General features: G+C 61.3%; 10 protein-coding genes. 4 read left to right on the top strand and 6 right to left on the bottom strand.

Annotation, left to right across the window (positions count from 1 at the left end; all coding sequences use genetic code 11):
* Nucleotides 1-33: 33 nt before the first annotated feature.
* Together AC0CMF_RS15550 and gshB are read left to right on the top strand one after the other, a co-directional pair.
* Entirely contained in the window at nt 34-816 is a 783-nt protein-coding gene (locus tag AC0CMF_RS15550) for a succinate dehydrogenase iron-sulfur subunit (RefSeq protein ID WP_019964270.1), read from the top strand.
* A 204-nt stretch (nt 817-1020) separates the two neighbouring features.
* Nucleotides 1021-1965 (top strand): glutathione synthase, encoded by a 945-nt coding sequence (gshB, locus tag AC0CMF_RS15545; RefSeq protein WP_374629661.1) that lies wholly within the window; start codon nt 1021-1023, stop codon nt 1963-1965.
* A 220-nt stretch (nt 1966-2185) separates the two neighbouring features.
* On the opposite strand, the gene AC0CMF_RS15540 is transcribed toward gshB, so the two are convergent.
* The gene (locus AC0CMF_RS15540; RefSeq protein WP_374629660.1) at nt 2186-3007 is read right to left on the bottom strand and encodes a cyclase family protein; all 822 of its coding nucleotides are present in this window, start codon (nt 3005-3007) and stop codon (nt 2186-2188) included.
* A gap of 174 nt (nt 3008-3181) precedes the next feature.
* Between AC0CMF_RS15540 and AC0CMF_RS15535 the strand changes: the two genes are divergently transcribed.
* Entirely contained in the window at nt 3182-4708 is a 1527-nt protein-coding gene (locus tag AC0CMF_RS15535) for a YifB family Mg chelatase-like AAA ATPase (protein ID WP_058898400.1), read from the top strand.
* Between the two features lie 76 nt (nt 4709-4784).
* On the opposite strand, the gene AC0CMF_RS15530 is transcribed toward AC0CMF_RS15535, so the two are convergent.
* From AC0CMF_RS15530 to trpA, 4 genes are all read right to left on the bottom strand, one after another.
* A complete protein-coding gene (locus tag AC0CMF_RS15530; protein ID WP_374629659.1) occupies nt 4785-6662 on the bottom strand; it encodes a hypothetical protein in 1878 nt (625 codons plus the stop codon).
* Nucleotides 6663-6945: 283 nt separating this feature from the next.
* Complete coding sequence (locus tag AC0CMF_RS15525; RefSeq protein WP_374629658.1) at nt 6946-8262, bottom strand: bifunctional folylpolyglutamate synthase/dihydrofolate synthase; 1317 nt, start codon at nt 8260-8262, stop codon at nt 6946-6948.
* A gap of 203 nt (nt 8263-8465) precedes the next feature.
* Nucleotides 8466-9380: an acetyl-CoA carboxylase, carboxyltransferase subunit beta gene (gene accD, locus AC0CMF_RS15520; RefSeq protein ID WP_050474008.1), complete on the bottom strand. Its 915-nt coding sequence runs from the start codon at nt 9378-9380 to the stop codon at nt 8466-8468.
* A 36-nt stretch (nt 9381-9416) separates the two neighbouring features.
* Entirely contained in the window at nt 9417-10244 is an 828-nt protein-coding gene (trpA, locus tag AC0CMF_RS15515) for a tryptophan synthase subunit alpha (RefSeq protein ID WP_122522494.1), read from the bottom strand.
* Between the two features lie 337 nt (nt 10245-10581).
* On the opposite strand from trpA, the gene AC0CMF_RS15510 reads away from it, so the two are divergent.
* On the top strand, nt 10582-10749 hold the full coding sequence (locus AC0CMF_RS15510) for a hypothetical protein (protein ID WP_160318761.1): 168 nt from the start codon (nt 10582-10584) through the stop codon (nt 10747-10749).
* Nucleotides 10750-11098: 349 nt separating this feature from the next.
* Here the strand turns inward: AC0CMF_RS15510 and trpB are convergent, their stop codons facing one another.
* Complete coding sequence (trpB, locus tag AC0CMF_RS15505; RefSeq protein ID WP_050474010.1) at nt 11099-12304, bottom strand: tryptophan synthase subunit beta; 1206 nt, start codon at nt 12302-12304, stop codon at nt 11099-11101.
* Nucleotides 12305-12310 lie beyond the last annotated feature (6 nt).

Raw genomic sequence — 12310 nt, 5'->3', positions numbered from 1 at the left:
ATTCATCCGCCGCCGTAACGCGGAGCGACGATAATGGTTCAGCTGACGCTTCCCAAGAACTCGAAGGTGACCGAGGGCAAGGTCTGGGACAAGCCGGCGGGCGCCACCAACCTGCGCGAATACCGGATCTACCGCTGGAATCCGGATGACGGGCGCAACCCGCGCATCGACACCTATTTCGTCGATCTCGACGACTGCGGCCCGATGATTCTGGACGGTCTGATCTACATCAAGAACAAGATCGACCCGACGCTGACGTTCCGCCGCTCCTGCCGCGAAGGCATCTGCGGCTCCTGCGCGATGAACATCGACGGCACCAACACCCTTGCCTGCACCCGCGGCATGGATGAAGTGTCCAAGGGCGCCATCAGCATCTACCCGCTGCCGCACATGCCGGTGGTGAAGGATCTGGTACCGGACCTGACCCGCTTCTATGCCCAGCACCGCTCCATCGAGCCCTGGCTGAAGACGGTGTCCCCGGCTCCGGAAAAGGAATGGCGCCAGAGCCATGAGGACCGCGCCAAGCTGGACGGCCTCTACGAGTGCATTCTCTGCGCCTGCTGCTCCACCTCCTGCCCGTCCTACTGGTGGAACGGCGACCGCTACCTCGGCCCGGCCGTGCTGCTGCAGGCCTACCGCTGGCTCATCGACAGCCGCGACGAAGCCAAGGGCGAGCGTCTCGACAACCTCGAAGACCCGTTCCGCCTCTACCGCTGCCACACCATCATGAACTGCGCGCAGGCCTGCCCGAAGGGCCTGAACCCGGCCAAGGCCATCGCGGAGATCAAGAAGATGCTGGTGGACCGCCGCGTCTGACCCGGCTCAAGGCCACACAGCTGACAGCTGATCCGGGCCCGCTCTGCCCCTTCCGCAAGGAACCGGGGCAGGGCGGGCCTTCTTTGTTACAGGCCGCCGGTTTCTGACCCGGCTGCCTATTCTGGACAAACCGGTCCAGAAATCACATATGTATGTGCCCCGCCGCAAAGCGGCCCCTGACATGAAGCTTTCCGGAGAACAGGCATGGCCCTGAAGGTCGCGGTCCAGATGGACCATATTTCGTCCATCAACATTGCCGGTGACAGCGCCTTTGCGCTGATGCTGGAGGCGCAGGCGCGCGGGCACGAGCTTTACCACTACACGCCGGACCGGCTGGCGCTGAAGGACGGCAAGGTCTTCGCCGCGCTGGAGCCGGTAACGGTGCGCGACGAGAAGGGCAACCACTTCACGCTGGGCGAAAAGCAGCGCACGGATCTGTCGCAGATCGACGTCATCCTGATGCGTCAGGACCCGCCTTTCGACATGGCCTATGTGGCCGCCACCCATCTTCTGGAGAAGATCCATCCGCAGGTGCTGGTGGTCAACAATCCGGCCGAGGTGCGCAACGCGCCCGAAAAGCTGTTCGTCACCGAATTTGCCGATCTGATGCCGCCGACGCTGATCACCCGCGACCGGGCAGAGATCGACGCCTTCCGCGAGGAGCATGGCGATATCGTCATGAAGCCGCTGTTCGGCCATGGCGGGGCGGCGGTGTTCCGCATCACCAATGATGACCTCAACTACGGCTCGCTCTACGACTTCTTCGCCGCCACCTTCCGCGAGCCCTGGGTGATCCAGCGCTTCCTGCCGAATGTGAAGCATGGCGACAAGCGCATCCTGCTGGTGGACGGCGAATATGCCGGCGCCGTCAACCGGGTGCCCGCGCCGGGCGATCTGCGCTCCAACATGGTGCGCGGCGGCTCGCCGAAGGAATCCGAACTGAGCGAGCGCGAGCGCGAGATCTGCGCCCGCCTCGGGCCGGCTCTCCGGGCCAAGGGGCTGATCCTCGTCGGCATCGACGTGATCGACGGCAACCTGACGGAGATCAACGTCACCGCCCCCACCGGCATCCGCGCCGTCAAGCGCCTCGGCGGCCCGGATATTGCCGTGCGCGTCTGGGACGTGATCGAGGCCAAGCGCCGGGCGTAAAGCCCGGCATACACACTGCAAAATTCTCGATCGTCATACCGGACGAGAGCGAAGCGAAGATCCGGTACCGGTGAGCCAAGGCCCATCGGTACCGCCCTTGAGCGCAGGCAACCCGCACCCCGGCTCACCGGTCCCGGCTCGCGCTGCGCTTGGCCGGAATGACGCGGAAAGGTAACTGCCCCGCCCGGCCTGAAGCCCGGCACTCTCTCCTGCTTCGGCTTCACGCCAGCGCGAAGATACGGGCCGGGCCGCCGGTGCCGCCCCGGTGCTTGGGCGCGCCAACGACCAGCGTTGCACCCTTGACCGGCAGCTGGTCCAGATTGGCGATGCACTCGATGCCCCAGCGGTTTGACGGCAGCCAGGCGTAGTGAACCGCAAAATCCGGCGACATGCCGTAGTCCAGCGACAGCGTGTCCGAGGCGATGCCCGAGATACTGCCCGTTTCCATCAGCATCTGAACCGCTTCCACATGGAAGCCGGGGAAATGCATCTTGCCATCCGCATCGGCACTGCGGAATTTCTCCGTGTTCACATGCTTGTCCCAGCCGGACAGCATGGCAACGCAGGCGCCTTCCGGCAGATCACCGTTTGCCGCCGTCCAGGCCTTGATGTCATCGGGGGTCAGCTGCGCATCGGCGTTTTCCGCAGCCCTTGCGCGGATATCGATGATGCAGAGCGGCACGACGAGATTGGCGACCGGAATTTCCGCCACCGACAGCCCGTCAGCCGAAAAATGCAGCGGCGCATCCACATGGGTGCCGGTGTGCTCGTTCACCCGCAGCTCGAACAGGTTGAACTTGTCCTTGGCGTAGTCGAACAGCTTTTCGGCAAAGAACTGCTGCTGGCCGAAGAAGGTCGGGAAGGCCTCGTGCAGCTCATGGGTCAGGTCGCTGACCTTGCTGGGCACCGCCGCCATGGCAGAAAAGGGCGCGCTCACCGCCGCAGCGGCCGCCACCGCCCCGCCAACGGCTGCGGCCCGGAAAAGATCGCGCCGCGACAGCATGCGGTCCTTCACGGCATTCATCACACACACATCACACATGGCTGTTCCCCTTTGCCTGTCCGGCCTCGCGCCTTTTCATGGGCTGATGAAAAGATGCTGCAATCTGTCCCGGAAAAGCGCAAGGCCAAAGAAGCAGCGTTAATGTTCTGTTTACGTTCTTGACTCCCTGAAAAGTTGCCGTAATCTCGAATACGACCCATAGGGGAGGCGCGTATGGTAAGCCGGGTGACGACGGTCGCATTTCAGGGCATCGAGGCAGTGCCCGTTGATGTGCAGGTGCAGGTGGGGCCCGGCATGGTGGCCTTCACCGTGGTGGGTCTGCCGGACAAGGCGGTGGCCGAAAGCCGGGAGCGGGTGCGTGCCGCCCTGCATGCCTCGGGTCTGGCGCTGCCGGCCAAGCGGGTGATCGTCAATCTCGCCCCTGCCGACCTGCCGAAGGAAGGTTCCCACTACGATCTGCCGATTGCGCTGGGCATCATGTCCGCCATCGGCGCCATTCCGCCGGACATGCTGGCCGACTACGTGGTGCTGGGGGAACTGGGGCTGGATGGCACGCTGGCGCCGGTGGCCGGGGTGCTGCCTGCGGCCATGGGCGCCAACGGGCTCGGCAAGGGGCTGATCTGCCCGGAGGAATGCGGGCCGGAAGCGGCTTGGGCAGACGGAGAGATGTCCATTCTTGCGCCGCGCTCGCTGATCCAGCTGGCGAACCATTTCAAGGGCACGCAGGTGCTCTCCCGGCCTTCCCCGCGCCTGCGGGGCCTGCCCGCCAACCTGCCGGACCTTGCCGATGTGAAGGGGCAGGAGACGGCCAAGCGCGCGCTGGAGATTGCCGCAGCCGGTGGCCACAACATGCTGATGGTCGGCCCGCCGGGCGCGGGCAAGTCGATGCTGGCCAGCCGTCTTGCCTCCATCCTGCCGCCGCTGTCGCCGAGGGAACTGCTGGAAGTTTCCATGATTGCCTCCCTCGCCGGAGAGCTGGCCGATGGCAAGCTGACCGACCGGCGCCCCTTCCGCGCACCGCATCATTCGGCGTCGATGGCCGCGCTCGTCGGCGGCGGTTTGCGGGCGCGGCCGGGGGAAGTGTCGCTCGCCCACAATGGCGTGCTCTTTCTGGATGAGCTGCCGGAGTTCCAGCCACAGGTGCTCGACAGTCTGCGTCAGCCGCTGGAGGCAGGCGAAACCATCATCGCCCGGGCCAATCACCGGGTCACCTATCCCTCGCGCATCCAGCTGATTGCGGCGATGAACCCGTGCCGCTGCGGCCATGCGGGCGAGCCGGGCCACCAGTGCCGCCGGGGCCCGCGCTGCGCCAGCGAATATCAGTCCCGCGTTTCCGGCCCTTTCCTCGACCGGTTGGACCTCAGGATCGAGGTACCCGCCGTCACCGCCAGCGATCTGCTCACCCCCGGCCGTGCGGAAAGCTCTGCCGCGGTGGCCGAAAGGGTGGCCATGGCACGCGATCAGCAGGCGGCGCGCTACCGGGCGCTGGGCCTTTCGGCCCGCACCAATGCGCAGATGCCCGCTGCCGTGGTGGAAGAGGTGGTGGCACTGGACCCGTCAGGCCGCCAGTTCCTCACCGATGCCGCCAACAGCCTTTCCCTCAGCGCCCGTGGCTATCACCGCGTGCTGAAACTTGCCCGCACCCTCGCCGACCTCGACGGCGACCCCACCGTCACCCGCATTCACCTCGCCGAGGCCCTCAGTTACAGGGGGCAGGATGTTCTCAAGCAGGCGGCGTGAGGGAGAAATGCTCGATAATCACTGATCCAGTAACTATCCTGATTCTAAATATAAATCCCGCATTACAAATATATGTCTATTTCTGAATAATTCTATTATTCATTTTATCTACGTTATATCCCATAAATTCGACAGCTCGAATAATGCGAATTCGGGCAAGTCCGGACTTTTTTTCTGACCGTTTTAGCATCTCTTCCGCGAGTTTCGGAAACCAATCTGCCTCAACTGCAAGATTTTCATATAGAGAAGTAGCCTTGTTTCGCTCCTTAAGAGCACTGCTAATCCAATACCAGCCAGCCTTAGGGGAACTGAGCCAAGCCTCTACAAAGTCAAATGTTGGAATTTGCGCGAGGATTGGAACATCTTCATACTCGCTTCGACCATCCCGAGTGCCGCACAATTTTTCATAAAATTTCTTTCCATCACCCCTGATTACCTCAAGGAGAGTTGGTATGAGCTCGGGAATTTTATTATTCAGAGCAGAGCTTCGTAATTTAGTAAGATAATTGAATACTTCCTCGAAGTCTTTTCTGTAATCTTCGGCGACCCAGTATCCAACGCCGGCATATGCCCCCTTGAATGAATCAGACCAGTTCCAGCCGACTGTCCTTGGTGGTAAGCGATCGTCTTCGAGCAATTCGTCTAGGTAAATTTTCGCAGCATCGACTACTTCTCGCACGCTCATCTCTATCAGACATTCTGACGCCATCAACATCTTTAGAGCTACCATATGAAGAAACTCACCAGAGTCCGTGACTTCCCTTTCTTCAAATTGTTTATCCATTTTTTTGAGTGCAGCATCGATCTCGGCATCGTCCAGCTTGTCAAAATTGATAACTATTCTCCAAGGAGATGCCTCTTCTTTGTCGATGAAATAGTGACTTGAATTTAGAGATTCCCTAATGCGGCTGGGGTTGAAATGTCCTTCAATCAACATTTCTGTCAGTACAGTGTCGTTCAACAGTGTACTCGCGAGATCTACTAACTTGTATCGATATGCGGCAGCCACGAACCGAGGTTCTTCAAGCTTCTCATTCTTTCCCGCCGTATTTAATTCATATCTGAAAGTGGCTCCTTCCCGATCTTTTAAATCGTCGCGATTTAGGTGATTGCAGCGAGTTTCAATTGCGAGTGCGGAAAACAGTCTTACCAATTCCACCATCGCCGCACGATCTTCAAGGTGCCGATCTTCAAGTGCGTCCGCTAGACGCATGACGTCTTCGACGACATGGCGCAACACACGCAAGGAAGCTGCTTTTGACTCCCTGAAAGTCGAGAGGATTTCTTTCGTAAATTCCGAAATCTTTCTCTTATTTTCATTATCCGAAAAATACGACACAAATTCTTTAAACGCAGAATCGATACTTGGCTCTACTAATATTGATTGGCCAAATACCTTTTCCTTAGATTCTTTAATTTCTTGAACGATCTTATCGTCGTGGGCGATGACGATAACTCGACATTTATAATGCTCGACATACCGGTTAATTAGCCCGAGGACAGCGCGATGTTCAACTGAACAGCGCTCGAGGTCATCAAATATCAAAGGCCGTGTGTTATCGATTTGGTTCTTGATAAATGAAGTTGCCAAGATCGACGCCAGCCCACCAGATCCTAGTGATCCAAGCACAGGAATCTCGATGTTCACCGAGTCGACGCGCTTAGCAAACTTTTTAAGCGATGCTTTGGACGGGAACATTTTGGCGAATATCTCCGCCTCGATGTCCTCGATTTTGGTTAATCCAAATAGACTAACGTAGTGGGCACGATCATCAGGTAACGCTCGTCGAACTTGATACGTCTTGCCTGCGCCCCATTCGCCGGTGACAAGAACTGCATACCCAGGCTCTTTGCGCTTAATATAATAATCAAGGTAAATCTCGAGATGAGATTCAACATCGCATGCCAATGTGCTTTGAAGAGACTTCCCCTTTCTTCTAAAAAATTCAAACATTGTATCCCCCGCCCAATCAATGCGCCCCTAATCAAGGCGCCAATTAAATGCGATAATCTAATCGCTTAGCATGTCATGGCAACTGCCGTCGTTGAAGTTTAGAAACAAAGCCATGACCAGTTCTTGATCCCGGTCTTGCCGCTTTGCGGCAAACCGGGATGACAACCGTGGAGGAGGTGCCTGCCCCCGGCATCGTCTTCCCGGACGAAGCGAAGCGGAGATCCGGGACGGGTGAGCTGCGGCGCATCTGCCCGGCAATCAGCTTGCCGCCAACCAGCCACCCTTACTTCGGCGCCATCCCGTTGGCGGCCAGAACATCGCCGGCGAGGTAGAGCGAGCCGCAGACGAGGATGCGGGGGGGCTCGCCGTCGCGGGCGGCGCAGCGGCGGATGTCGGCAACGGCGGCCTGCAGGCTGTCGAATGGCGTGGCTTCCAGACCGGCGGTGCGGGCGAAATCGGCCAGTTCGAACGGGTCATGCGCCGCATTGGTGGATTTCACCGGCACGGTGGCCACATGGCGCACGAGGCCGTGGAAGGCGCGGTAGAAGCCGATCGGGTCCTTGGTCGTCAGCATGGCCGAGATCATGTAGAGCGGGCGCGGGTGGCGCTCCTCCTGTTCGCCCATGAAGGCGGCAACGCGCAGGGCAGCGCCCGGATTGTGGCCGCCATCAACCCAGATTTCCGCCCCCTCCGGGCATTGATCGACAAAGGGTCCGTGGGTCAGCACCTGCAGACGCCCCGGCCAGACCACATGTTTGAGGCCCTTTGCGATGGTGGCCTCATCGGGCAGAAGGCCTGCGGTCTTCAGCGCGGCAATGGCAAGGCCAGCGTTGATGATCTGGTGGCCGCCGGTCAGGCTCGACAGCGGCAGGTCGTAGAGCCCGTCGTCATCCTGATAGCAGAGCCGCCCCTGATCCTCGCTGGCGGTATATTCCTGACCAAAGCGGGCGATGGGCGCACGGTTGCGGGCGGCAACCCGGTCCAGCACCGCCTGCACCTCGTCTTCCTGGGGGGCTGAGACCACCGGGCAGCCGGGCTTGATGATGCCTGCCTTTTCGCCTGCAATCTCGCTCAAGGTGTTGCCGAGGAATTTCTCGTGATCATGCGAGATGGAGGTGATGACCGATACCAGCGGCTGCGCAATCACATTCGTGGCGTCGAGCCGCCCGCCAAGGCCCACCTCCAGCAGCAGCACATCGGCCGGCTCTTCCGAGAACAGCAGCAGCGCGGCGGCCGTGGTGATTTCGAAGAAGGTAATCTCGTTCCCGCCGTTCGCCTCCTCGCAGCGGTCGAGCGCGGCCATCAGACGCGGGTCATCGACCAGCTTGCCATGCTCACCGAGGCGGATGCGCTCGTTGAAGGCAACCAGATGCGGTGAGGTGTAGACATGGCACCGCTTGCCGGAGGCCTCCAGAATGGCGCGCATGGTGGCCGTGACGGAGCCCTTGCCATTGGTGCCCGCCACATGGATCACGGGTGGCAGGCGCCGCTCCGGGTTGCCCAGCGCGGCCAGCAGGCGGTGCATGCGGTCCAGCGACAGGTCGATCTGGCGCGGGTGCAAGGCGAGAAGCCGGTCAAGAATGGCAGTGATCTGGTCCATGATTTCCCTGCGGATGGCACAAACATTCTGGAACCGCCCGGCGGCACTGGTCTGCCGGGCAAGCCCCGTCTCTTTGCTTTCAGGCAGGCCGCTTGAACGGCCCTGCTCTGGCTTGCGGGAAGGGATGATCCCGCAAGGCGAGCCTCTCATGCTTGTGTCAAACAGACATGAAGCATCGGCAGGCCGCCGTGCGGGCTATTTTTTCAGGCGGCGGAAGCCTGATCCTGGGCGGGCTCGTCCGCGGGCGGATCAAGGTCCGGCAGGGTCAGCTCGCGCTTCATGAAGATGCCCGCCAGGCGCGAGATGGTGTCCTTCAGGTCGTGACGCTTCACCACCATGTCCACCATGCCGTGGGCCAGCAGATATTCGGCGCTCTGGAAGTCGTCCGGCAGCTTCTCGCGGATGGTCTGCTCGATGACGCGGCGGCCGGCAAAGCCGATCTGGGCGCCCGGCTCGGCGATGTGAACATCCCCCAGCATGGCGTAGGAGGCCGAAACGCCGCCAGTGGTCGGGTTGGTCAAAACCACGATGTAGGGCAGGCGCGCTTCACGCAGCATCTGGATGCCGATGGTGGTGCGCGGCATCTGCATGAGCGACAGGATGCCTTCCTGCATGCGGGCGCCGCCGGAGGCAGCAAACAGCACGAAGGGGGTCTTGTGCTCCACGGCGGTCATCATGCCGGTCAGGATGGCTTCGCCTGCGGCCATGCCGAGCGAGCCGCCCATGAAGTCGAAGTCCTGCACGGCAGCGGTGAAATCGAGGCCGTTGACGCGGCCGCGCGCCACCAGAACCGCGTCTTCCTCGCCGGTGCGGGTGCGGTATTCCTTCAGGCGGTCGGCGTATTTCTTGGTGTCGCGGAACTTCAGCGGATCAGCGGTCACGGAAGGCGTTGCCACCCGGTCATAGCTGCCACCATCGAAGAAGGACTCAAGGCGCTTCTTGGCCGGAATGCGCATGTGGTAGCCGGAATTCGGCACGACCCACAGGTTGGCTTCCAGATCGCGGTGGAACACCATCTCGCCCGTTTCCGGGCATTTGATCCAGAGGTTTTCCGGCATCTCGCGGCGCGACAGGAAGTTGCGCAGCTTGGGCCGTACGACAGTGTTGATCCAGTTCACGGCAAATCCCGTTCGTTGTTGGTGCCTGTTGGCCGGTCAGCGGGCGCGCGCCACGCCTCCGGCCAGGGAGGACACAAGATTTGTCACGGCGGCAACGGTCTTGTCCGTCGCCTGTCCATCTGCATCGAGGCTGTTGCGGATCGCCTCCACCAGCACGGAGCCGACGACCACGCCGTCCGCATCCTTGCCGATAGCCTCGGCATCCTCTGCCGTCTTGACGCCGAAGCCGACCGCGACCGGCAGGTCCGTGTGGCCCTTGATCCGCTTCACCGCTGCCGAAACATTGGTGGTGTTGAGGGCCGCCGAGCCGGTGATGCCGGTGACGGAGACATAATAGACGAAGCCGGACGTGTTTTTCAGCACCGCCGGCAGGCGGCGGTCATCGGTGGTCGGCGTTGCCAGGCGGATGAAGTTGATGCCGCCTTCCAGCGCCGGGATGCAGAGCTCGTCGTCAGCTTCCGGCGGAATATCGACAACAATCAGGCCATCCACGCCCGCCGCACGCGCCTCGGCAACAAAAGCCTCCGGCCCGCGCACATAGATGGGGTTGTAATAGCCCATCAGCACGATGGGCGTGTCCTGATCCTTTTCGCGGAACTTGCGCACCATGGCGAGCGTCCGGTCCATGGTCTGGCCGGCCTTCAGCGCCCGCTGGGTGGCAAGCTGAATGGGAATGCCTTCCGCCATCGGATCGGAAAAGGGCATGCCCAGTTCGATCACGTCAGCGCCTGCCGCAGGCAGGGCCTCAAGGATCGCCTGCGATGTGGCCAGATCCGGATCGCCTGCCGTGATGAAGGTGACAAGGGCCGGACGCCCCTTTTCGGCACAAGCCTTGAAGCGGCGGTCGATGCGCGTCCCGGTCATTCAGCTTCCCATCCTTGAGGATCTGTTCGCAGATCTGGTTTGCCGGGCAGGCAGCCCGGAGGGCGGGCGCGCTGAACCTTGAAACCAGCGCTTGGATGTAGGGGGCTTCAAGGCCTTCTGTCAACGCATCGCGGCAGGGAAAGGCAAGAAAGGCTGAATCGCGCCGCTTTTCCTGCAAGGGGAAGACGCATCAGCGGCAGAAATCCTGTCCTTTGAGCCATGCAGCGGTTGCAGGGTTGGTCTGCAATGGGGGGGCCTTGAAGCGCACATTGTGCGTCTCTATCTCTTGAAGACAAGGCCGGGTTGGCCAGGAACAACAAGAAAAGGAGCCTCCCCCATGATCATTGAGACCACGCGCCGCAAGACAACGCGCCTCGCCGGAATTGGCCGCATCTTCAGCGACCGTGAGCCGCAGGCCGCTGCACCGCATAAGGACCACAACGGCCCGGGTGCATTCGAGTTTTATCTCACCGCCATGTTCGCAGGCGGCCTAACCGGCCGTTGACCGGACGTTTTTCATGCAAAGGCCCCGCAGTTCAGAAGGCTGCGGGGCCTTTGCGTTTGTGGGAAGGTGTGCGGGAAATTGGTCCGGCTGGTGTGCAGGTTCGGGGAGGAGGAGGGCCACGCCAGATATTCGGCGTCGCCCCGGACGAAGCGTAGCGGAGATCCGAGGACCACTCGCTTCCAGAGCGGTCAGATGAGCCCGGTACAATGGCCACACAGGACGTCCCTGCCGCGCGGCTTGAGATAACGGCCACGCTCTGCAAACAAGTAGGCCCCGGGTCCTCACGACGTTCGGCCCGGGGCGACTCAGAGTATGGAACTGGCCCTGCCGGATACGGCAAAACCTCAGATCACAGGTCGAAGCCGAGCATCTTGCCGACGGTGAAGACGTCCTTGTCGCCGCGGCCGCACAGGTTCATGACGATGATCTGGTCCTTGTCCATCTTCGGCGCCATCTTGACCACCTGAGCCAGCGCATGGGCCGGTTCCAGCGCCGGGATGATGCCTTCCACCCTGGTCAGAAGCTGGAAGGCGGCCATCGCCTCGTCATCGGTGATCGGCACATAGTTGGCACGGCCGATTTCCTTCAGCCAGGAATGTTCCGGCCCGATGCCGGGGTAATCAAGGCCTGCCGAGATGGAATGGCCTTCCAGGATCTGGCCATCATCATCCTGCAGCAGATAGGTGCGGTTGCCATGCAGGACGCCCGGCTTGCCGGCATTCAGCGAGGCGCAGTGCTCGTGGCCGTTCAGGCCGCGCCCGCCCGCCTCGACGCCCCAGATTTCGACGCTCTTGTCGTCGAGGAAGGGGTGGAACAGGCCGATGGCGTTGGAGCCGCCGCCGACAGCGGCAACGATCGCGTCCGGCAGACGGCCTTCTGCGGCCAGAATCTGCTCGCGGGTTTCCTTGCCGATGACCGACTGGAAATCGCGCACCAGCTCCGGATAGGGGTGCGGGCCTGCGGCGGTGCCGATCAGGTAATAGGTGTCGTCAACATTGGTGACCCAGTCACGCAGCGCCTCGTTCATGGCGTCCTTCAGCGTGCCCGCGCCAGCGGTGACCGGAACGATCTCGGCGCCCAGCAGCTTCATGCGGAAGACGTTCGGCTTCTGCCGTTCCACGTCCGTGGCACCCATGTAGACGACGCAGGGCAGGCCGAAGCGGGCGCAGACGGTGGCCGTTGCCACGCCGTGCTGACCGGCGCCCGTCTCGGCGATGATGCGCGTCTTGCCCATGCGCTTGGCCAGCAGGATCTGGCCGAGGCAGTTGTTGATCTTGTGGCTGCCGGTGTGGTTCAGCTCATCACGCTTGAAGTAGACCTTGGCGCCGCCCAAATGTTCGGTCAGGCGTTCGGCGAAATAAAGCGGCGACGGACGGCCGGTGTAATGGGTGTTGAGGTTGTCCAGCTCCGCCTTGAAGGCCGGATCGGCCTTGGCGTCGCTATAGGCCTTTTCCAGATCGAGGATCAGCGGCATCAGGGTTTCGGCCACGTAGCGGCCGCCGAAAATCCCGAAATGGCCCCGCTCGTCCGGGCCGGACCGCAGGGTGTTCGCCATTGTGGT

This window comes from Pannonibacter sp. CBAS1226 (genome assembly GCF_055685825.1).
This window is presented reverse-complemented; position numbering and strand designations above follow the sequence as displayed.

Excerpts from the sequence above, each read along its gene's own strand:
- AC0CMF_RS15535 (WP_058898400.1), top strand. The coding sequence starts at position 3,182 with ATGGTAAGCCGGGTGACGACGGTCGCATTTCAGGGCATCGAGGCAGTG.
- AC0CMF_RS15550 (WP_019964270.1), top strand. The coding sequence starts at position 34 with ATGGTTCAGCTGACGCTTCCCAAGAACTCGAAGGTGACCGAGGGCAAG.
- AC0CMF_RS15510 (WP_160318761.1), top strand. The coding sequence starts at position 10,582 with ATGATCATTGAGACCACGCGCCGCAAGACAACGCGCCTCGCCGGAATT.
- AC0CMF_RS15530 (WP_374629659.1), bottom strand. The coding sequence starts at position 6,662 with ATGTTTGAATTTTTTAGAAGAAAGGGGAAGTCTCTTCAAAGCACATTG.
- gshB (WP_374629661.1), top strand. The coding sequence starts at position 1,021 with ATGGCCCTGAAGGTCGCGGTCCAGATGGACCATATTTCGTCCATCAAC.
- AC0CMF_RS15540 (WP_374629660.1), bottom strand. The coding sequence starts at position 3,007 with ATGTGTGATGTGTGTGTGATGAATGCCGTGAAGGACCGCATGCTGTCG.
- AC0CMF_RS15525 (WP_374629658.1), bottom strand. The coding sequence starts at position 8,262 with ATGGACCAGATCACTGCCATTCTTGACCGGCTTCTCGCCTTGCACCCG.
- trpA (WP_122522494.1), bottom strand. The coding sequence starts at position 10,244 with ATGACCGGGACGCGCATCGACCGCCGCTTCAAGGCTTGTGCCGAAAAG.
- trpB (WP_050474010.1), bottom strand. The coding sequence starts at position 12,304 with ATGGCGAACACCCTGCGGTCCGGCCCGGACGAGCGGGGCCATTTCGGG.